Genomic DNA, 19,973 nt, shown 5'->3' with positions numbered 1-19,973 from the left:
ATTCAGCACATCACAGGCACTCAGCTTCGTGGTATCCGGGACTGCCTGCATACCACTTACGATGAATTGCTCAGTGAATCATTCAACAAAAAGTAAAAGAGCCTACCATTATCCGTAGATTATTCCACAGATAACAGTAGGTTTTTTTCGTTTATACTTTATTAACAGCCTGTCGGCTTGCTTCTGTAACCAGCATCCGGTTAATCTTTTCCTGCATGGTTTCTTTTGCATCTTCATTGAAATGATAGCGTACAATGTAAACTGTCTGTCCGATCTTCTTTGTAAATGTGCTTCCTTCTGTTTTTGTATTTATCATTTTTTCCATAATCATCTATTTCCTTTCGTTTATTTGCCCGACAGAGAGAGGACTGTTTCTGTCCCTGCCGGAAGTTTATTGGTAAACTGGTAACGTAAGTGGCAACATGGGGATTGAAACTTTTTACAGGTTGTTTTTTCTGTTCCCCTAAATACTACTAAAAATTTTTTTGAATGTTCTTGTTGCCACCCGTTAAAAATGGCAAAATCATCAGTAAACTCAATGGTTCAGGGTGGATACAAGAATGGCAACAAGCGATAAATTTTCGGGTAATTCAACAGCCTTCCGGTGGAAAAATCAGCCTTTCTCTTTGTCGGGCAGGTCAAATGGGAGTTCCATCTGCTCTGCCTTCGTCAGCTTCGTAAATCCGTCTTTATCCGGTTCGTTGCCACCCTCTTCTTCTGTCCTTTCCCTGATCCAACTCCGCTGTCTGCCATAGCCTTCTTTGGTAAAACGGTGGAATCCTGATCTCTTCCAGCCAGTGATCTGTGTATCCATAATGGAACATATCTCATTTGTTTCAAATTTCTTTGGCTCCCGGTCAAAATGGTCAAAGGCTTCTTTCCAGATCTGGACGGAACATACATGGGTACCTTTATAAGCATCTAACCACCCCTGGATCATTCCTGCCATCGTATCTTCCTGTGTGAACTGCTTTCGGTATTCATTGATCTCCTGTTCCATTTCCTTTGAAAACCTTAATAGGCTGTTCTTATCCTCCGCAGACCAGTAGAGTTCCATTGCTTCTGCCCATAGCTGGTCAAAATAGGCTCTGGCTTCTTTTTCATCATCAAGGATATGCTTCTCTGCCCTACTGCTGTCAATGGCAATCGGCAGGAACCGCCTTGCCCCGGTACGGTCAAAAGGAATGAACTGCCTTGTATTCGTTGACCCGGCAAAAATACACTGACGCTTCCGGTCTTCCTCATATTTATCATAAGGGTTACGGTAAGTGTCTTTCTGTCTGGTAAGGAATGACTTGATTTCCTCATTGCTCTTTGCACTAATCGCTGCGATCATTTCCGACATTTCCATGATCCAGTGTCCCCGGAGATGCTCATATATTTTACTGTCGTTTAACTGCTTCAGATCATCGGAAAACCAGTCATCATTTATGGCAAGGAAACGGAAAAACGTAGATTTTCCGGCTCCCTGCTGACCTACCAGACAGAGCATCTCATCTGCCTTACAGCCGGGACGGTAGATTCTGCTCAATGCTTCCATAAGGAAATGCTTCACAACCTCATAGACAAAATCCGAAGCATCAGCCCCCATATACCGTTGCAGGACATAGCGGATTCGCTCCTGTCCGTCCCATTCCAGTTGTTCCAGATACTCACAGATCGGGTGGTATGCCCTGCTGTTGGCTTCCAGTCGGAGTGCCTTATCCATACATTTTTCACTTGCAAGTTTGTAATAACGTTCAAAGAAATAATAAAAATAAGTCCTGCCATCATCGTCCAGCTTGCAGATTTCATCATTCCACCAGAGTTTTTTTACAATATCAATCCTGCCTGTCAGCCTGTTGTACTTCATACTCTCACGCACAAGAGGGTCATTTCTCAGCACAACCATATAATTTCCCACCGTTGCTTTAGCGGTTCCCTTCTGTGTATATTCCAACATCTGTTTCACTTCATCGACTTTGCTTTTATCTACCATTCGGAGCATTTCTTTCATAGCGTCTTTCTGTTCTTTTGTGGCGATCTCCTTTATCTTCTCTTTCGCATTGCTCAATCCTCTCCACCTCCTCCCATTTTTCTTTTACAAGTGCTTCCTTATCTGCCTGATCCCCGAAGAGCAGAATGTCCAGATAATGCTCAACAACCGTCAGCTCCCGGAGAGCAGTCATAAACTTTTCATGCCATTCTTCCGTCCATGTTTTTGGTGCATACTGCTCTTTCCATTCCAGAAGCTGGCTCCGGTAGTCCAGATACGTTCTCAGGCATTTTATATATCTTTTCTGCCAGAGTTCTTCTGGTGTCGGCTCTGGTTTTTTTATTGCAACACGTTTCCTGTTCTGCGGTGATCCCCTGTCCCTGCCGGAATAGGAAATCCCAAAATCATCTGCCAGCTTCATGGCTGCATCTTTCAGTCCAATCCCAAATAACTGTGCGGTAAAATCAATCGCATCACCCGTACACCCACAACCAAAGCAGTAATATCTCCGGTCTACTTTCATGCTGGGCGATTTGTCATTATGAAAAATGCAACAGATAAGTCCACTCCGATTTGGCTTTAACCCATACCTCTCAGCAGCCTGCCGGACGGTCACATTCTGTTTTACTTCATCAAATAGTCCCAATTTGTTTCCTCACTTTCTTAAATCTGCTTCCCAAATCTGGGAAGCAAGTTTTCACTAAAAACAAAAAAAGGCACTTTGTCCTGTCCTTACGGAATCAACAAAATGCCCTTATATCTCCAGATCACTGGAATGTGATTTTCCTTTATTCAGTTGTTTTCTCTCAGCTTCTTCTTTTTGAACCTTTGCAACGTTCTGTGCAAGTTTTTCCCTGATGGACGGCTTCACTTCTTTCTTGATTTCTTCCACAACCGCTTTCTTTTTCTCTGGCTGTTTTAACTGACGGACGATTTTCACAACCGCTTTTTCCATCGCATTTTCAATTTTCCGTATCAGACCGTCCAGCCGGTTTATCGCATATTCCTTTTCTTTTCGTGTTGCTTTGCGTTCCGGACTCTGTATCCATCTTTTTGAATCTTCTGCCAGGTAAATATCATCTTTTCTGGTAGCCAGCACAGCTTCCTTTGCAACTTTCTCCACTGCCTTGTCATAAGCTTCACTGGATACTTCATCAAGCAAAGTTTCCATATCTTCTATGCGGAGTGTCAGTTGTTGCAACTCCTGTTGCTGTTCTTCAATCAGCTCACCCTGACTTAGAATCCGGTCAGAATTGGCAAAGAATTTTTCTTTAAACTCTTCTTCCTGCTGATTTATTTTTTCTTTCTGTGACTGGATAACCTTTTCATTTGCCCTGACATGGTTTGACTGCCTTGCAAGTTCCAGATGGTTTGCATTGACCTTATCCCTCTGCTGTTCGAGCATTTCCTGCTGAACCGCAATCTCTTTTTTCTGCTTCATTCGGATATAGTCCTGTTTCTCCAGATACTGCCTTCCACCATAAGACGGTTCTTCATCCAGTTCCAGTCCATGACGTTTGCAGATGTCCAGGAACATTGCCCGGCAGGCAGAATCAAAAACGATCTTCCGGTTGTTGGACTTCGACCTTGCTTTTTCCGGGTGTGGAAGTTCAAAACCAAGTTCTTCCAGTGCCGCTTCCTGCTTCGGTTCGATCTCCCCATATCGGTTTGTGGCATCAAATACATGACGCTCATGGATATGCGGTGTTGCTTCATCCATGTGCAATGCCCAGTCAATGATATGCACGTTGGAACCGAATCGCTCATCGAACTCTTTTTTAAATTCATCAAAGATCAAGACCAGCGTTTCTGCCGAAGCATGTTCATCTATCGTGCCAAGCTGATAGATACTTTCTTCCGGGCAGGTCTTTTTATTTTTCAGGACATCTTCCATCCCTTTGCACCTGTCGGGGTGTCTGGCTTTCTCATGACGCTTGTTCTGGTTGATTACATAGTCGCTGTAATGCTCCACATAGTATGCCATTTCAATCTGGTTGAAAGAAAAATTGACATCTTTCCCCCGGTCAGCCATTGTGGTATATCCCTGATAGCAGTCCCAGTAAATATTTTGACGGACACGTTCATTGTCGATATGCTCGCTGTGTTCCGGGTCAAATCTCCGGTCATTGTGAAGCGGATTGTAAACACCATCTTTGCCCGACCGTCCATTATGCCTTGTGCCTTTCAATTCACATCTCTCCTTTTTTCAAGTTGTTTCCCCGGAGGGGATTGCAGCGAAGCTGCCAAAAGCCTCTGTCCCCGTTACAGACAGTACCCAGTACCATATGGCGAAACGCCATATCACTGGGCAATGGCTGCCGCCCTTAACCTGCTAAGGGCTTCGCCCCTTAACCCCAGCAAGGTTGCTGCCGCCCTTTGCAATCCCGGCAGACAAAACGTAACACCTGCCACTGTCCCTTTGGCATGTTCTCCGTTCTGTCTGTTTTTCAAAAATCCTCTGTACCGGATTTTATGAAAATATAAAAATGGGTAAAATAAAAGGCACTAACTTTTTACGGTTAATGCCCCTTCCTTTACTCATTCACTTTCACGGATGGTTCCAGTATGTATCATTCTGCTAATTGCTTCATAACCATCTTTACAATCTTCCTGAGTTTCATTCCGTCCCTCAGACCCAGCCGATAGAAAAATTCTTCTGTATCTGCTCCACTGTTGAATATCTGGTCACAATATTTTGTAATGACCTCTTCCTGTTCCGGTGGGAGTGTTGCAATCACTTTTTTATATTCTTCCTCAACTTCATCTGGTTCTGTCACAGACGGTTGGTTCAGCTTCCAGTCTGCATATGATTTTCCCATGTGTTCCGTTATGGTCAGGTTGATAAATTCTTCAATCTCTTTTGTCATTTTCATTTGTGAATCCCGTTCCTTTCTACAGTTCCCTACTCCATCAATGTGTCCAGTATAGTTCGGATAGCTTCTCTCAGCTTCAGCCCATCTCTCAATCCCATACGGTAATAGAACTCATTCAGGTCACTGTTATTATTTGAGGTTTCCGTCATATAGTCAAAAATGACTTTTCCCTGTTTTGGCGGTAACTTCCGAATTACCTTTTGTACTTTCAGTTCCAGTTCTTCGTTGAATGGATCATACTGCTCTCCATCTTTTTCCTGATAAACCTGTTCCATTCTTTTTCCGATCAGGTCACTCAGAAACTCTTCCATATTTTCTGTTAATTCCATCTATTTAATCTCCCATCAATCTGATTTTGATTGTTTCCAGCCACATCACTGCCCAGCCAGAAAGCACAGGCAGGATATAAAGCATAAAACCTGCCGAAAGCATTCTGACCGCTTCTGTGCCTGTTTCCTGCCCGAATCCATAACCTAAAACTGCCGTAATGCAGATGATTCCAGACAGGATATGAAACACAGTTGCAGACAGCCATGTACTGAACATAAGAACAAGTTGTATCAACGTCAGGCATATCCGCACTGGCAATAACAAAATCCTTATAATAATTTTTACAACTACCATGACTGCCTGCCCCTTTCACTGTTTTAAATATCTGCGATAATTATCCAGAACGGAATCTGTCACACCGCTTTTGTAAATCTTACGAATATCTACAATCTTTTCATCTTTCAGCAGTTTCAGCCAGTCCAATAAATCTTTTCTGCTGTTTGCAAAATTACAGCATCTTCCATCTGCATATTCAATCCGATATCTCATAAACCCCTCCTACACATACACCAGTTCATTTAAAATGATTTCATCAACCCGGCTTCTTACATTGTTTGCCCGTCGAACCCATTCCATTTGATCTTTGCTTTTCAATTCCTCCGTAATGCCTTCCTGCTCCATGATCTGCTCCATGAGAAAATCTCTGCGTTCTTTACACTGTTCGTTCAGATCTGCAAGGTATGTCCAGAGTTTTCCGGTCAACATTAGATAGGAATACAAACCACTCTTGTAGTCTTTCAGATAATTTCTATGGATACTTCCATAAAAACCAATCTCTCTTCTTTCTTCCGGCACTGCGATCAATGGCAGATAGATTTCCCCGACAAGGATATAATCCAGACCGTTACTGTCATCGTGAATGATTCTTTCTAATTTGCTCATGCTGATGCAACTCCTTTCTTCGGTTCTGCAGGTGGAAGCAGTGATACTGGAATGAACACACCTTTTGCAATATCTTCCTGCCGGATTTCTTCTTTTTTGGCATCCATCTCAGCTTTCTTTTTTGCTTTTGTCCGTTCATAGTATTCTTGCTGCTTGCCATTTGCTTTTCTTCTCAGGTAATTCTGGTGAAGCCTGTCCTTTCTGGCTTCCCGTTTTTTCATTTCTTCAATTTCCTCCGGTGTCATTTCTACCTCACCAAAATGTGGCGGTAAATATCTGCCAATAAAGTTAAAATAGATTTCCACTTCCTGTGTTGTTTCAACGCTTCCTTTCCGGTCACGTTCATGCACCACAATCTTTTCAACAAATTCATTCAGCATATAGGTGGTCAGTTCATCGAAGTTCTGGTATTTATCAACCAATGAGATAAACTTCTCCGCTGACCTGCGACCTTCCTCATAACTGGATAACTCAGTTTCCATATCTGCGATCTCTGCGGATAATTCTTTCTGTTCTTTGGAATACTGCCCGTCCAGAATTGCATAACGTTCATCTGGCAGTTTACCAAGAATGTTATCCTCATAAATCCGGCAGAGCAGTTTTTCCAGTTCCTGCACACGTTTCTGTGCTTCTGATAATCTGGTTTTCAGCCTTGTGATCTCACTGGACTGTTGTGAAGTCTGTGCTTTTTTAACCGTCTCCATGAACTCTTCCCGGTTCAGTTGGGAATATTCCGCAACAGCCTTTAAAAGCTCCTTAATCAGCTCCATAACTACATCAGCATTGATTCTGTGCTGTGTCGGACAGAGCGTTCCAACTGGAACTTTAGAATATGCAGAGCAGGTGTATTGCGGTACCCTCTTTCCATTGTTTACCCGGTGGACATACATCTTTGAGCCACAGTCTGCACAATACATCAGTCCTGTCAGTGGGTGGGCTTCTCCCCATCCATCTGGATACCGCCTTACATTGCTTCTGATTCTCTGTACGTTATCAAAGGTTTCCTGATCTATAATTGCTTCCTGCGTATTCTCAAATACTGTCCAGTTATCCTCAGATACATAATGGCTTTTCTTATCCTTGAAGTGCTTTCTGGTTTTGAAATTCACAGTATGTCCAAGGTATTCTCTTTTCTTCAGAATCCCTGCAACCGTAGAGGAACCCCATCCATACGGGTCTTTGATTTCCTCTATCCTGCCTTTCCATAACCCGGCATCTTTCTTTGCCATATGCACTGCAGGTATCTCAACCTTATCCTCTTTCAGTATCCGGGCAATCTGATATGGCCCGCATCCGTCCATCGTCATGTGGAAGATTCTCCGTACAACTGCTGCCGCTTCTTCATCAATGACCCATACATTCGGATCGTCCTTATCTTTCAGATAACCATACGGTGTTGTACTTGCCACATGCTTCCCTGACTTTCCCTTTGCTTTAAAGGTAGATTTAATCTTTTTGCTGGTATCTCTTGCATACCACTCATTCATAATATTTCGGAATGGGGTAAAATCATCGTCCTCCCGGAAGCTGTCCACGTTCTCATTGACTGCGATCAGCCGAACATTCTTCTGCCGGAGCAGTTCCATGTACTGTCCCACTTTCAGATAATCTCTTCCCATTCGGCTCATATCTTTTATCAGAATCGTCCCAACTTTCCCGGACTCCACTTCTCTCATCATGGCAAGAAAGCCGGGGCGGTCAAATCTTGTGCCTGAGATTCCATCATCGGTAAAATGCACCAGATTGGTAAAACCATGCTCTTTTGCATACTGTTCCAGTAACTTTTTCTGGTTGGAAATACTATTGGATTCCCCGTTTAATTCATCATCACGACTGAGACGCTCATACAACGCTGTCATGAATCCCTGTGTCTGTGCCATTCTCTGACGCCCTCCTTTCTTCGTTTTTCCGTTCCTGTGTTCATCCCATATCCGTTCCTGTACCGGGTTCTGATGTTTCCGGGACGTATTTCCAGAAAAGACATGCACAATGCACATTCAGATCTGGTATCCCTATGGGCAGGCTCTTCCGTTTTCAAGGTTCGTGTAAGAAACTTCAAAAATCCCTTTACACGAAACTTTTTGGTTTTGTGCCATTCTGAAATGCTCCTTACACTAATTACATGTCTGGAGTGCCAAAAGGTCTGTATGTTTCAGAATGTTTTTAAAAAAGTACAATTTTGTATTTTGAGTAAAAAAATAAGCCTCAAGAGACTTTTTAATCACGTTGGAGCTCCAAATCTTTAAAAAATAGTGATTAAGAAGTCTCTTCAAGCTTATAACACCGGCGGCTAATTTGTATTTTTTATATTGCTTTACCGCAAAATGTTCCGGCTCCTTTTCTTCCAGCTCATCAAACATCAGATCGACTGGATTCTTAAATTCCTCATCGTCCTCCCTTGCTTCGCTGGCGTTGATAAGGTCTAAGAGCGTGGTAAAATTCTGTTCTTCCTCCACGCACTCATACCAGATATAGCCGATCAGGGCAGTATATAGAATGTAATTTCCCATGATATAAAAAAACGCCGAAACCACGCGGGTTCCGACGTTCTTTACTCTATCCATTTCTCTATAAAATTTATAAAGTCAAGATAAAAGTGGGATTACATTCCCATCTGCTTTGCAACTTCCTCTGCAAAGTTCTCTTCCTTCTTCTCAAGGCCCTCACCGGTCTCGAAACGAACGAACTTCTTAACAGCGATCTTAGCGCCGTTCTCTTTTGCAACCTGTGCAACGTACTGAGCTACGGACTGCTTGCCATCCTCTGCCTTTACGTAAACCTGATCAAGCAGGCAGATCTCTTTGAGCTCTTTGTTGATACGGCCCTGGATCATACCCTGGATAACTTTCTCCGGCTTGGATGCTTCCTTCGGATCATTCTGGATCTGAGCCATCAGGATGCCTTTCTCATGCTCGATGAAATCAGCGCTGACCTCATCACGGCTGGTGTACTGCGGACGCAGAGCTGCTGCCTGCATTGCAACGTTTCTAGCCATCTCACGAACTGCATCGTTGATCACGTCGGTCTCTACGTCAACCAGAACGCCGATCTTTCCGCCAGCATGGATGTAGGAAGCAACGAAACCGTTCTGCTCCTCAACCTGCTCGAAACGACGGATGTTCATGTTCTCGCCGATGATAGAGATCTGAGTGGACAGCTCTTCCTTAACAGTCAGAGACGGATCCTTCTCCCACTTCTCAGCCAGGAACTCATCCATGGATGCAGCGGTGGTCTTCAGAGCCTGTGCTGCAACATCTGCTGCGAAGGTACGGAACTTCTCGTTCTTAGCAACGAAGTCAGTCTCAGCGTTAACCTCAACAACAACTGCCTTCTTCTCATCAGCAGTCAGATCGGTAACAACGATACCCTCAGCTGCGATACGGCCAGCCTTCTTAGCTGCACCAGCCAGTCCCTTCTCTCTCAGGAACTCAATTGCCTTGTCCATATCACCGTCGGTAGCTGCAAGTGCTTTCTTGCAGTCCATCATACCAGCACCGGTCATCTCTCTTAACTCTTTTACCATTCCTGCGGTAACTGCCATTGTAATCTCCTCCGTGAATTAAAATTATAGTGACAAATTGACTATAACGGCCCACAGAACTCGATCCATGAACCGTTATCAGTCAAAAGTGTTCGCAAAGAGAATTAGTTCTCCTCTACGGTCTCGCCAGCCTCAGCGAAATCAACCTCAGCTGCCTCGCCCTGCTTAGCCTCGATTACAGCGTCAGCCATCTTGGAAACGATCAGCTTAACAGCTCTGATTGCATCATCGTTACCCGGGATAACGTAATCCAGCTCCTCCGGATCGCAGTTGGTATCAGCGATACCGATCAGCGGAATACCCAGAGTATGAGCCTCCTGTACGCAGATTCTCTCCTTCTTCGGATCTACGATGAAGATTGCATCCGGAAGGTGCTTCATCTCCTTGATACCGCCAAGGTTCTTCTCAAGCTTCTCCCACTCTTTCTTCAGCTCGATAACTTCCTTCTTCGGCAGTACGTCAAAAGTACCATCCTCAGACATGGTCTCGATCTCTTTCAGTCTTGCGATACGGCTCTGGATGGTCTTGAAGTTGGTCATCATACCGCCCAGCCATCTCTCGTTTACATAGAACATGCCGCAACGCTCAGCCTCGGTACGGATTGCGTCCTGAGCCTGCTTCTTGGTACCAACGAACAGGATGGTGCCGCCGTTTGCAGCGATGTCAAATACAGCATTGTAAGCCTCATCTACCTTGCCTACAGACTTCTGCAGATCAATGATGTAGATACCGTTTCTCTCGGTGTAGATGTACGGAGCCATTTTCGGGTTCCATCTTCTTGTCTGATGTCCGAAATGAACACCAGCTTCCAGCAGCTGCTTCATAGAAATAACGCTCATGTTACTACCTCCATTTGGTTTGGTTTTTTTCTTCCGCCTGCCTCTTGCACTTCCTCCGGAACCCATTCGGGGCACCGCCGTCAGAATCAGCAGACGTGATTTTTGTCAACTTTTTAATCCTATCATATCATGCATCGTTTGACAAGTGGTTTTTCTTAATTTTTTTAAAATCTAATCTTTGCGCCAAATTTCTTGACATTGCCGGAATTTCGGCGTATACTTCAGGCAGATTTTGCCTGATATATCAGATGCATTTCACATTGCAAAAAAAACAAGAAACAGGAAAGACCTGAAAAATCAAAAAGCAGAAAGGATTCCACTATGGCAGACTCCACGACAGATTTCATAACAGATTCCATGACCAGTTCCACGGCAAATCCCATGATTTCCAAGGGCGACTCTTCCGGCATAGACCGCAAAACCCTTGCCTACCAGACGCTCAAATCCCAGATTCTCACCGGCAAACTCCTTCCCGGAACACCCGTCAGCGAAAAAGCCCTCGCCATGCAGCTTAACATCAGCCGCACCCCGGTCCATGAGGCGGTTCAGGAACTCGTGCGGGAAAAACTGTTAAATGTCATGCCCCGGCGCGGAACCGTCGTCTCACCGGTCTCCCTTGAGGATATCCGCCAGCTCTACGAGCTCCGCCGGATTTTGGAGCCCCAGCTTCTCTCCCTCTCTCTGCCGAATCTAAACCGCGCAGAGCTTGAGGCGAGCCGGGATTATTATCGCCGCTGCGTTTCCACACCCGGAAGCGAAAATTCCGAGAGCGATCACGATGCAGATTTTCATCTTTTCCTGTCAGGAGGTTCCGGAAATTCCTACGCGATGAAAATTTTAAGACAGCTCATGGAACAGACCCTCCGCATCCGCAGTCTCTCAAACATCTGGGACGAGTCACGCTATATAAGTGCCTGCAAAGAGCACATCGCAATCGCGGATGCCCTGCTTCGGGACGATCTTACAGATGCCTGTCAGGCAATGAACCTGCATTTAAACAATTCCGAAGCGGGATACCGCCGGATGCTCTCTGAGAATCAGGCAAAGGAGGAGGAAGTAAAATGGCTCTGGCAATAATCACCGCAAAACAGGTTTTTGAACTTCTGCTCATGATTTTAGCGGGCGTGATCTGCTGTAAAACCGGTATTTTCAAACCTGCTGAGAAAGCAGTCCTCTCAAATATCCTGATTTATCTGGTTGTGCCCGCAATGGTCATCCACTCCTACCTCGTGGAGTTTGATCCCAGAACGTTTCACAATCTGCTTGCCACTTTCGCCCTCAGTCTTCTCACCCTGCTGATTGGCCTGATTGCTGCCTTTCTCGCCACCAAACGCGTGGCAAAAGAAGAACGGGCAATCATCCGCTTCGCCTGCGGGTTCTCAAATGCCGCTTATATGGGATTCCCCCTGATCCGCGCCCTGTTTGGGAGCGAAGGTCTTCTCTATGCGAGTGCCTTCGTGACGGTCTTCAACATTCTTTTATGGACGCTCGGCTATGGGATGGTATCCGGAAAGACCCAGATGAGAGAAGTTTTCCACAGCATTCTGACCTGTCCGTGCATCCTTGCCGTCCTTGTCGGACTCTTCCTGTATTTAGGACGGATTCCGGTTCCAGAACTTCTCGCAGATCCTCTCGGAACAATCGGGGACATGAACACACCGCTTTCCATGCTGATCACCGGCGCAACCATCGCCTCAAGCAATCTCCGGCATCTGCTCAAAAACCGCAGTCTCTTTCTCACCCTTGCCCTGCGTCTCTTCTTCGTCCCCGCCATGACACTTGCCGTCTTTGCTTTACTTGGCTTCCACGGAACTGTTCCCACAATCGTTCTCCTTCTGGAGGCCTGTCCCTGTGCCGCGATCACAACCCTGTTTGCGATTCAGTTTCACCACGATGAGGAACTCGCTGCCGGCGCAGTGGTGTTCTCCACTCTTGCAAGCACCCTGACGCTCCCGATCTATGCGTTTGTTCTGACGGTACTCTTATAAGGAAATTTTATGGAATGGAGGATTTCGATACTATGGAAACCAGAGAAACTTTTAGCACAAAATATTTTGAAGAAAATTTTAATTGGAAGGAACAGTTAAACACCATCCAGAACTGGATCGACCAGTGCCCGGAGGGCGGAACCGTCTCGATTCCCGCAGGAACGTGGCTGAGCGGACCTCTGCATCTGAAGAGCGATCTCACACTCTATTTAGAAGAAGGAAGCCGGATTCTGTTCAGCAACCGCCCCGAAGATTATCTCCCCGCTGTCTTCACGCGCTGGGAGGGAGTCGAGTGTTTCAATTACTCTCCTCTCATCTATGCAAGAGGCTGTGAGCACATCACGATTGCCGGACCGGGAACCCTCGACGGAAACGGAAGAGAATGGTGGCACTGGAAAAAGCTCCAGCAGAATGCTGCGGACCGCCTGATCTGGTCAGAAAGCCGGAAAATTGCTCCAGAAGACCGCATTTTTGCGACTGAATCCGACGCTCTCCGCCCGTCTTTTTTACAGTTTATCGACTGTCATCATCTGACATTGCAGGATTTTACCATCACAGAGGGACCCCAGTGGACGATTCATCCGGTCTACTGCACCGATCTGACTGCCCGCCATCTGACTGTCCTGACAAGCGGGCCGAACACAGACGGCTTCAACCCGGATTCCTGCGAAAATGTCCGGATCGAAGACTGCACCTTTTCCACCGGTGACGACTGCATCGCCATCAACTCGGGACTGAATGAGGATGGATGGCGCGTCAACCGTCCCTGCCGAAATGTGGAAATCTGCAACTGTCACTTCCATGGCGGCCATGCCTCAATCGCCATCGGAAGCGGAATGTCCGGAGGCATTGAAAATATCTATGTTCACGACTGTACCATCACTCAGAGTGAGCGCGGCATCCGCATCAAGTCCATGCGCGGGCGCGGCGGCTACGTCAAAAACCTAAAGTTTGAGCGGATCACCATGAATCAGATTGATGAGGAAGCAGTCCAGATCAGCATGAACTATGGTTCAAGCACCTCCGTTCCCGCCTCCGACAAAGCACCGGTCTTTAAAGACATCACATTCTGCGATCTCACCTGCACTCACGCAAAGCGCGGCATCGAACTGACCGGTCTGCCGGAAAGTCCGCTGCAAAATCTCCACTTCACGCGCTGTGAGCTTCACGGGGATCTGCCTGATAAAAAAGAATATGTAGAAAATGTAGAAAATCTCTGACTCTGCCAGAACACGCCAGAACACAATTGCTTCAGCAGCCACCTACACTGCTGCTGCATGGATGCGCTGTGATTCTGATTGGAGAATGTCAGCAGAGCTGACCAGAATCACGCGCCAAGTCGATGCTTGCGTCGACTTGAATAAAAATCCCACCACAGAAATCGAATTTTCCGTGATGGGATTTTCGTTATTCAAGAACCTGATCTTAATTCTTTGCAACTTTGATATTTCTCAGCTCGTCAAATACCACATCATTGAGAACCTTGATGTAAGTTCCCTTCATACCAGAAGAACGAGACTCAATAACCCCTGCACTCTCAAACTTGCGGAGCGCATTGACAATCACAGAGCGGGTGATGCCGACGCGGTCTGCGATCTTACTTGCAACGAGAATACCCTCGTTTCCGTCAAGCTCCTCAAAGATGTGTGTGATCGCCTCAAGCTCAGAGAAGGACAGCGTGCTGATTGCGGATTTCACGATCTGGATCTTTCTGGTCTCCTCCGCATTCTCCTCATTGACGGAGCGCATCATCTCCAGACCAACTACGGTTGTGCCGTACTCACTCAGAATGATGTCATCAATGTCATACTGCTCATCGCACTTGTAGATAAACAGGGTTCCGAGACGCTCGCCCGCAATGTCGATCGGGGTGATGATTGCCTGATACTTTTTGACGTTCTCCTCTGCGAAACCGAGGGTTGCCAGATTCACATTCTCCTTTGTGGACAGGATGCTCAGCAGACGCTCATTCAGCATGCGGTCCACAAAACCGCCAACCTGGTCCTCGATTAACTCCTCAATCTCATCCACACCCGGGCAAAGGCCCACTCCGAGTACCTTTCCCTTCCGGCTGATTACCAGAATGTTCGATGACAAAATCTCGCTGAGTACTTTGCAGATGTCGTTGAATACGACCTTGTGTGAGTTATTATTATGCAATAACTTGTTGATTTTTCTAGTTTTATCCAGAAGCTGTACGCTCATTTCAAAAAACCTCCTCAATTATCTGTATTTCTGCCACGATACCGATTTGCTGATTAAATCTTAGCACGATACACAAATAATAACAAGAGTTTTTTGAAATTTTTTCACTATTTTTCTAATTTACTTATTTTTTATAATAGTTCCACGGAATCGTTTTTTGTGCAGTCTGAAAAAACAGACAACAGCCACCTGCCCGAACATCCTCGATTCTTCTTCCCTTTCGTTTTCTCTGATCGAACTGTCCGGGCAGAGTGACTGTTGCCTTCCTGCTCGCTATTTTATTTTTTCTTCTTTAGCTTTTTTACTCTCTATCTTTTACGATTTCGTTCCCTGCTCGTTATTTCTCCTCGTGTGTTTCTTCCGGGGTTTTCTTTTCGAGAGTCATGCGATATCCACACTGCTCATTAGAACAGAGAAGAGAATTGCCTTTTTCGACCATATAGCTTCCGCACTCTGGGCACTTCTTGTCGGACGGCTTCTGCCAAGACATGAAATCACATTCCGGGTTGTTCTCACATCCATAGTAGCGACGGCCTTTTTTCGTCTTCTTGACAACAACCTCCCCACCGCACTTCGGACACTTGACACCGATCTTTTCCAGATACGGTTTCGTGTTCCGGCAGTCCGGGAATCCCGGGCAGGCGAGGAACTTTCCATGAGGGCCGTACTTGATGACCATATTGCGTCCGCAGACATCACAGATCACATCCGTCACCTCATCGGCGATCTTGACAGACTCGAGCGTCTTCTGCGCGGTCTTCACTGCCTCATCGAGATCCGGGTAGAAATTTTCCACAATCGTCTTCCACTTTACTGTATTGTCTGCTACCTTATCAAGCAGAAGCTCCATATTTGCCGTGAACTGCAAATCGACAATGCTCGGAAAGCATTTCTTCATAATTCCATTGACTGCCTCTCCAAGTTCCGTCACATACAGATTCTTGTTCTCTTTCGTCACATAGCGGCGCGCAAGAATCGTCGTGATCGTCGGAGCGTAGGTACTCGGACGGCCGATTCCCTGTTCCTCCATCGTCTTGACAAGAGAAGCCTCCGTATAATGTGCCGGCGGCTGGGTGAAATGCTGGCTCGGCTCTAACGCCGACAGCTTCAGCTCATCGCCCTTCTCAAGTTTTCCGGACAGTGTGTTAGACGCCTCAGCATCCTCCTCCTGCACATATACGGTCATAAATCCGTCAAAAGAGAGACGGGATGCCGACATTGTGAACAGATAATCTCCTGCTCCCACCTTCACAGAAGTCGTCTCGTAGATGGCAGGCTGCATACGGCTCGCCGCAAATCGTCTCCAGATCAGCTGATACAGGCGGAACTGATCTCTCGAGAGAGATTCTTTTGCCATCGCCGGAGTCAGGGTAATGTCGGTAGGACGAATCGCCTCGTGCGCATCCTGAATCTTCGCATTCGACTTGCGTGCCTGCTCAGTCTGAAGAACATACTGCTCTCCGTAATTGCTGTTGATGTAAGCGCGTGCCGCTGCATCCGCCTCTTCCGCGATACGGGTAGAATCCGTACGCAGATACGTGATCAGACCGATCGTTCCTCTTCCTGCCACATCAACGCCCTCATAGAGCTGCTGTGCCAGACGCATCGTCTTCTGGGTCGAGAAGTTGAGGACCTTGGACGCCTCCTGCTGAAGCGTACTCGTTGTAAACGGGATCGGCGGTTTCTTCGTGCGCTCTCCCTTCCGGATATCCTCAACAATAAAGCTCTTTCCCTCTAAGTCTGCCACAATCCGTTCTGCTTCTTCGCGGCTGTGGATTGCCATCTTTTCCTGCTTCGTTCCGTAAAACTTTGCAGTCATAACCTTCTTGCTTCCGTTCTGCTGAAGCTTTGCCTCCAGATTCCAGTACTCCTCCGGAATGAATGCCGCAATCTCATCCTCCCGGTCACAGATCATGCGGAGTGCCACCGACTGCACGCGTCCGGCACTCAGACCGCGCTTCACCTTCGCCCAGAGCAGCGGGCTGATCGTGTATCCCACCATACGGTCAAGAATTCTTCTCGTCTGCTGAGCATCCACAAGCCCCATATCAATCGCACGCGGATTCTTCAGGGAAGTCTTGACTGCATTCTTCGTGATCTCGTTGAAGCTGATTCGATAGACTTTCTTGTCCTTCGCCTCATCCAGCTTGAGCGCCTTCATCAGATGCCAGGAAATCGCCTCTCCCTCGCGGTCCGGGTCCGTTGCCAGATAAATCTTATCTGCCTTCTTCACTTCCTTGCGAAGCTTTGCCAGAATATCTCCTTTTCCCCGGATCGTGATGTACTTCGGCTCATAGTCATGCTCCACATCGATTCCGAGTGTACTCTTTGGCAGATCCCGCACATGTCCGTTTGACGCATCCACCACATAATTTGAACCTAAAAATTTTTTGATTGTTTTTACCTTTGCAGGCGACTCTACGATAACCAAACTGTTTGCCATAGTTCCTATCCGTTCTCCCACATATCAGACTTTTTTCCATAATAATGATTTGCAGATCGAAACACATATCCGCCCAGTTCCAGTTCCAGCAAGATCCCCATACAATCGCTGATGCCAAGACCGGTCTGTGCCGCAATCTGATCCAGATGTTTCGGTTTGAAATCTAGGCAACTATACACCAATTTTTCTTTCTTTGCAAGACCATTTACATTTTTTTCATGGATAATTAACTTTTTTCGGTACTTTACTCCGAGATATTCCAGCACATCTTCCGGCGAAACTGCCAGATGGGCACCCTGCTGAATCAGGTGATTGCACCCCTCACTCAGATGATCGGTGACTCTTCCCGGCAGTGCAAAAATCTCTCTCCCCTGCTCCATTCCAAGATCTGCCGTGATCAGAGAGCCGCTCTTTGCGCGCGCCTCCACAACCACAATCGCATCCGCAAGTCCGCTGATGATCCGATTTCTCATCGGGAAATTTGCTGCCCTCGGAGGCGTGTCCGGTCCAAACTCTGACAGGATTCCTCCGCTTCGCCCCATCTCCTCGTAGATTCGGAAATGTTCCGATGGATAGCAGATATTTACCCCGCACCCTAATACTCCGAATGTCGGCATCTTCGCCTCAAGTGCTCCCCGGTGTGCTGCCCCATCAATTCCTGCCGCAAGTCCGCTGATGATCTGGACTCCATTTTCTGCAAGCGCTCTGGCAAATCCCTTCGCAAGCTGTTCTCCGTATTCCGTACAGCCGCGCGCACCGACAACCGCAACCGACGGACATCCTGAATCCGGAAGCTTTCCCCTCACAAACAATCCCATCGGATAATCATAGATTTCCCGAAGTCTCTCAGGATATTCCTCGTCCACCCAGATCACAAAGCGCATTCCCTTCTCTCCAAGCTCCCCGAGTTCTTTTCTGCACGCCTCATAATTCGGGCGATGAGAAAAAATCGCCTGGATCTGGCGCTGTGTGAGAAACGGACATTCCTGCTCCAAAAACACTTTTTCTGTTCGTTTTGTACTCTTTTCTTCTATATTATTAAAATCCCCGACAGAATAGAAATTTCCCTCAAAAAGATTCTCCAGCTGCTCATAGAATGCTTCCAGTGTGCCAAAATGTTCCCGAATCTTTCGGATGGAAACTGCCCCTAAAACAGAAATCTTGCTCAGCCAGTACAAAACTTCCCTCTCTTTTTCTCTATCCTCCATCACCACACCTGCCCTCTCTCATTTACAGCACTTCCTGTCCTGATTTACGTCCCCAGTAAATTTCTTCGGTCTCCCGGTAGCTCACCGCCTCTGCAAGATGGCTCTGCAAAATCCGCTCCGACTTTTCGAGATCGGCAATCGTCCTTGCCACCTTCAAAATTTTATGACAGCCTCTCGCACTTAAAGACAACCTCTTATAAATCTTCTCCAGAAACTGTTCTTCTGCTTTTCCAAGCTCACAAAACTGTTCGATCTGCCGTCCTCCCATCTCAGCGTTAAAATAAATCCCGCTCCCCGCAAAACGCTCTTTCTGAATCTGTCTCGCCTCCTCAACCCGCTTTCGAATGGCTTCCGACGATTCATTTTTCTGTTTTGTCCGTATCTCCTCAAATGCGACCGGCGAGGCCTCCACACAGATATCAATTCTGTCTAACAGCGGTTTCGAAATCCGGTCTGCATACCGTCTGACCTGCATTTTAGAGCATCTGCACCGTCCCCTGTCCGGATAATAGCCACACGGACACGGATTCATTGCCGCCGCAAGCATGAAATGCGCCGGGAAATCAAAACTTCCCTGTATTCTCGCCACCGTCACCCGGTGTTCCTCGAGAGGCTGACGCAGGATCTCAAGTGTCTGGCGCTGAAACTCCGGGAGTTCATCAAGAAATAATACTCCGCGCGAGGCGAGAGAAATCTCCCCGGGACGCGGACGCGCTCCGCCTCCGGTCAGTGCCTGCGCCGTGATTGTGTGATGAGGAGAGCGAAAGGGACGAAGCCCCATCAGTGCCCGCCCCGGAGGCAAAAGTCCACAGATGCTGTAAATCTGCGAGATTTCCATCTGTTCCTCCCTGGAAAGCTCTGGCATGATCGTCGGAATTCTCGAGGCCATCATGCTCTTTCCGCTTCCCGGTGGGCCGATGTAGAGCAAATTGTGGCGTCCGGCAACTGCCACTTCCGTTGCGCGCCGCATCAGAAATTGTCCGTTCACCTCGGAAAAATCCACCGGATATGCCATGCACTCTCTCGCCTGCTCTGCCTGCACCTTCTCATACACGATCAGATCCGGATCCCGGATCTGTTCCACAAGTTCTGCAAGTGTTCGGACTTTGACAATCTCCATCACCTCGGCGGCAAGTCCCTCCTGCACATTCTCTTCCGGAAGAAAGCATCTCCGGATTCCGGCTTTTCCCATTGCAACTACCATGGAAAGCACGCCCCGGACCGGTTTCAGCGCACCGTCAAGCCCAAGTTCTCCGACAAAAGCGGAAGATTCTAAGATTTCTCCATTTACAATTCCATTCGCCGCAAGCACAGCGACAGCAATCGGAAAATCATACCCGGTTCCCTCTTTTCTCACATTTGCGGGCGAGAGATTGACCGTCACCTTCTTTGGAGGAAGTGTAAAACCAGAATTGCGAATAGCTGTGCGAACCCGCTGTTCTGCCTCTTTTACCTCGGAGGCGAGAAATCCCACCATGTGAAATCCGGGCAGACCATCACTCACATCCGCCTCCACCTGAATGACACAGCCTTCCACGCCGAGCAGACCGGCACTGAATGCACGTTTGAACATAGGTATCCGTCTCCTTTCCAGTTCGTGTTTTCTGTATGAATCACATTATCATTTTTTTATAAAAAGAGGATTTTTCTTTTAGGAAATGAATGATGAATTTGCTGAAAGATATATGA

General features: G+C 47.0%; 19 protein-coding genes and 1 pseudogene. 3 read left to right on the top strand and 17 right to left on the bottom strand.

Going from position 1 to position 19,973, the window contains the following annotated elements; genetic code table 11:
* Positions 1–151: 151 nt before the first annotated feature.
* The 13 genes and pseudogenes from ACR0QE_RS08985 to rpsB all read right to left on the bottom strand — a co-directional run bounded on the left by ACR0QE_RS08985 (position 152) and on the right by rpsB (position 10,440).
* On the bottom strand, positions 152–325 hold the full coding sequence (locus ACR0QE_RS08985; RefSeq protein WP_432628027.1) for a transposon-encoded TnpW family protein: 174 nt from the start codon (positions 323–325) through the stop codon (positions 152–154).
* A 288-nt stretch (positions 326–613) separates the two neighbouring features.
* On the bottom strand, positions 614–2,053 hold the full coding sequence (locus ACR0QE_RS08980; RefSeq protein WP_432628026.1) for a VapE domain-containing protein: 1,440 nt from the start codon (positions 2,051–2,053) through the stop codon (positions 614–616).
* Positions 1,968–2,591: a CHC2 zinc finger domain-containing protein gene (locus ACR0QE_RS08975; RefSeq protein WP_432628028.1), complete on the bottom strand. Its 624-nt coding sequence runs from the start codon at positions 2,589–2,591 to the stop codon at positions 1,968–1,970. The genes ACR0QE_RS08980 and ACR0QE_RS08975 overlap by 86 nt, the downstream gene beginning before the upstream one ends.
* A gap of 138 nt (positions 2,592–2,729) precedes the next feature.
* The gene (locus ACR0QE_RS08970) at positions 2,730–4,163 is read right to left on the bottom strand and encodes a serine/arginine repetitive matrix protein 2 (protein WP_432628025.1); all 1,434 of its coding nucleotides are present in this window, start codon (positions 4,161–4,163) and stop codon (positions 2,730–2,732) included.
* A 382-nt stretch (positions 4,164–4,545) separates the two neighbouring features.
* Complete coding sequence (locus tag ACR0QE_RS08965) at positions 4,546–4,848, bottom strand: hypothetical protein (protein ID WP_432628024.1); 303 nt, start codon at positions 4,846–4,848, stop codon at positions 4,546–4,548.
* Positions 4,849–4,877: 29 nt separating this feature from the next.
* On the bottom strand, positions 4,878–5,177 hold the full coding sequence (locus tag ACR0QE_RS08960; RefSeq protein WP_432628023.1) for a hypothetical protein: 300 nt from the start codon (positions 5,175–5,177) through the stop codon (positions 4,878–4,880).
* Between the two features lie 4 nt (positions 5,178–5,181).
* Positions 5,182–5,472 (bottom strand): hypothetical protein, encoded by a 291-nt coding sequence (locus ACR0QE_RS08955; RefSeq protein WP_432628022.1) that lies wholly within the window; start codon positions 5,470–5,472, stop codon positions 5,182–5,184.
* Between the two features lie 15 nt (positions 5,473–5,487).
* Positions 5,488–5,667: a hypothetical protein gene (locus ACR0QE_RS08950; protein WP_028086643.1), complete on the bottom strand. Its 180-nt coding sequence runs from the start codon at positions 5,665–5,667 to the stop codon at positions 5,488–5,490.
* Between the two features lie 9 nt (positions 5,668–5,676).
* The gene (locus tag ACR0QE_RS08945) at positions 5,677–6,060 is read right to left on the bottom strand and encodes a TnpV protein (protein WP_432628021.1); all 384 of its coding nucleotides are present in this window, start codon (positions 6,058–6,060) and stop codon (positions 5,677–5,679) included.
* Positions 6,057–7,940 carry a recombinase family protein gene (locus ACR0QE_RS08940; protein ID WP_432628020.1) on the bottom strand — a complete coding sequence of 628 codons (1,884 nt, stop codon included), beginning with the start codon at positions 7,938–7,940 and terminating at the stop codon, positions 6,057–6,059. The genes ACR0QE_RS08945 and ACR0QE_RS08940 overlap by 4 nt, the downstream gene beginning before the upstream one ends.
* Positions 7,941–8,342: 402 nt before the next feature.
* Positions 8,343–8,555: pseudogene (locus ACR0QE_RS08935) on the bottom strand (VirD4-like conjugal transfer protein, CD1115 family); the annotation flags it as partial.
* 107 nt (positions 8,556–8,662) lie between these two features.
* Positions 8,663–9,601: a translation elongation factor Ts gene (gene tsf, locus ACR0QE_RS08930; RefSeq protein WP_432628019.1), complete on the bottom strand. Its 939-nt coding sequence runs from the start codon at positions 9,599–9,601 to the stop codon at positions 8,663–8,665.
* A gap of 104 nt (positions 9,602–9,705) precedes the next feature.
* Positions 9,706–10,440 carry a 30S ribosomal protein S2 gene (rpsB, locus tag ACR0QE_RS08925; RefSeq protein ID WP_432628018.1) on the bottom strand — a complete coding sequence of 245 codons (735 nt, stop codon included), beginning with the start codon at positions 10,438–10,440 and terminating at the stop codon, positions 9,706–9,708.
* Positions 10,441–10,761: 321 nt separating this feature from the next.
* On the opposite strand from rpsB, the gene ACR0QE_RS08920 reads away from it, so the two are divergent.
* Genes ACR0QE_RS08920 through ACR0QE_RS08910 form a run of 3 tightly spaced genes read left to right on the top strand, consistent with a single transcriptional unit; the run spans position 10,762 to position 13,648 of the window.
* The gene (locus tag ACR0QE_RS08920) at positions 10,762–11,517 is read left to right on the top strand and encodes a GntR family transcriptional regulator (protein WP_432628017.1); all 756 of its coding nucleotides are present in this window, start codon (positions 10,762–10,764) and stop codon (positions 11,515–11,517) included.
* Complete coding sequence (locus ACR0QE_RS08915; RefSeq protein ID WP_432628016.1) at positions 11,502–12,428, top strand: AEC family transporter; 927 nt, start codon at positions 11,502–11,504, stop codon at positions 12,426–12,428. Before ACR0QE_RS08920 ends, ACR0QE_RS08915 begins: the two co-directional genes overlap by 16 nt.
* 32 nt (positions 12,429–12,460) lie before the next feature.
* A complete protein-coding gene (locus ACR0QE_RS08910; protein ID WP_432628015.1) occupies positions 12,461–13,648 on the top strand; it encodes a glycoside hydrolase family 28 protein in 1,188 nt (395 codons plus the stop codon).
* A 205-nt stretch (positions 13,649–13,853) separates the two neighbouring features.
* Here the strand turns inward: ACR0QE_RS08910 and codY are convergent, their stop codons facing one another.
* The 4 genes from codY to ACR0QE_RS08890 form a co-directional block, all read right to left on the bottom strand.
* Positions 13,854–14,633 (bottom strand): GTP-sensing pleiotropic transcriptional regulator CodY, encoded by a 780-nt coding sequence (gene codY, locus ACR0QE_RS08905; RefSeq protein ID WP_432628014.1) that lies wholly within the window; start codon positions 14,631–14,633, stop codon positions 13,854–13,856.
* A 337-nt stretch (positions 14,634–14,970) separates the two neighbouring features.
* Positions 14,971–17,076, bottom strand: coding sequence for a type I DNA topoisomerase (topA, locus tag ACR0QE_RS08900; protein WP_432628013.1), 2,106 nt, complete (start codon positions 17,074–17,076; stop codon positions 14,971–14,973).
* Between the two features lie 5 nt (positions 17,077–17,081).
* Positions 17,082–18,284, bottom strand: a complete 1,203-nt coding sequence (gene dprA / locus ACR0QE_RS08895) for a DNA-processing protein DprA (RefSeq protein WP_432628012.1) — start codon at positions 18,282–18,284, stop codon at positions 17,082–17,084.
* Between the two features lie 22 nt (positions 18,285–18,306).
* A complete protein-coding gene (locus ACR0QE_RS08890) occupies positions 18,307–19,857 on the bottom strand; it encodes a YifB family Mg chelatase-like AAA ATPase (protein ID WP_432628011.1) in 1,551 nt (516 codons plus the stop codon).
* Positions 19,858–19,973 lie beyond the last annotated feature (116 nt).

The organism is Brotaphodocola sp., from assembly GCF_050873065.1.
Lineage (GTDB): Bacteria > Bacillota > Clostridia > Lachnospirales > Lachnospiraceae > Brotaphodocola.
This window is presented reverse-complemented; position numbering and strand designations above follow the sequence as displayed.

What these genes read in the sequence shown, in the direction of transcription:
- ACR0QE_RS08985 (WP_432628027.1), bottom strand. Translation starts at nt 325, where the DNA reads ATGGAAAAAATGATAAATACAAAAACAGAAGGAAGCACATTTACAAAG.
- ACR0QE_RS08965 (WP_432628024.1), bottom strand. Translation starts at nt 4,848, where the DNA reads ATGAAAATGACAAAAGAGATTGAAGAATTTATCAACCTGACCATAACG.
- ACR0QE_RS08960 (WP_432628023.1), bottom strand. Translation starts at nt 5,177, where the DNA reads ATGGAATTAACAGAAAATATGGAAGAGTTTCTGAGTGACCTGATCGGA.
- ACR0QE_RS08955 (WP_432628022.1), bottom strand. Translation starts at nt 5,472, where the DNA reads ATGGTAGTTGTAAAAATTATTATAAGGATTTTGTTATTGCCAGTGCGG.
- ACR0QE_RS08950 (WP_028086643.1), bottom strand. Translation starts at nt 5,667, where the DNA reads ATGAGATATCGGATTGAATATGCAGATGGAAGATGCTGTAATTTTGCA.
- ACR0QE_RS08945 (WP_432628021.1), bottom strand. Translation starts at nt 6,060, where the DNA reads ATGAGCAAATTAGAAAGAATCATTCACGATGACAGTAACGGTCTGGAT.
- ACR0QE_RS08940 (WP_432628020.1), bottom strand. Translation starts at nt 7,940, where the DNA reads ATGGCACAGACACAGGGATTCATGACAGCGTTGTATGAGCGTCTCAGT.
- tsf (WP_432628019.1), bottom strand. Translation starts at nt 9,601, where the DNA reads ATGGCAGTTACCGCAGGAATGGTAAAAGAGTTAAGAGAGATGACCGGT.
- rpsB (WP_432628018.1), bottom strand. Translation starts at nt 10,440, where the DNA reads ATGAGCGTTATTTCTATGAAGCAGCTGCTGGAAGCTGGTGTTCATTTC.
- ACR0QE_RS08920 (WP_432628017.1), top strand. Translation starts at nt 10,762, where the DNA reads ATGGCAGACTCCACGACAGATTTCATAACAGATTCCATGACCAGTTCC.
- ACR0QE_RS08915 (WP_432628016.1), top strand. Translation starts at nt 11,502, where the DNA reads ATGGCTCTGGCAATAATCACCGCAAAACAGGTTTTTGAACTTCTGCTC.
- ACR0QE_RS08910 (WP_432628015.1), top strand. Translation starts at nt 12,461, where the DNA reads ATGGAAACCAGAGAAACTTTTAGCACAAAATATTTTGAAGAAAATTTT.
- codY (WP_432628014.1), bottom strand. Translation starts at nt 14,633, where the DNA reads ATGAGCGTACAGCTTCTGGATAAAACTAGAAAAATCAACAAGTTATTG.
- topA (WP_432628013.1), bottom strand. Translation starts at nt 17,076, where the DNA reads ATGGCAAACAGTTTGGTTATCGTAGAGTCGCCTGCAAAGGTAAAAACA.
- dprA (WP_432628012.1), bottom strand. Translation starts at nt 18,284, where the DNA reads ATGGAGGATAGAGAAAAAGAGAGGGAAGTTTTGTACTGGCTGAGCAAG.
- ACR0QE_RS08890 (WP_432628011.1), bottom strand. Translation starts at nt 19,857, where the DNA reads ATGTTCAAACGTGCATTCAGTGCCGGTCTGCTCGGCGTGGAAGGCTGT.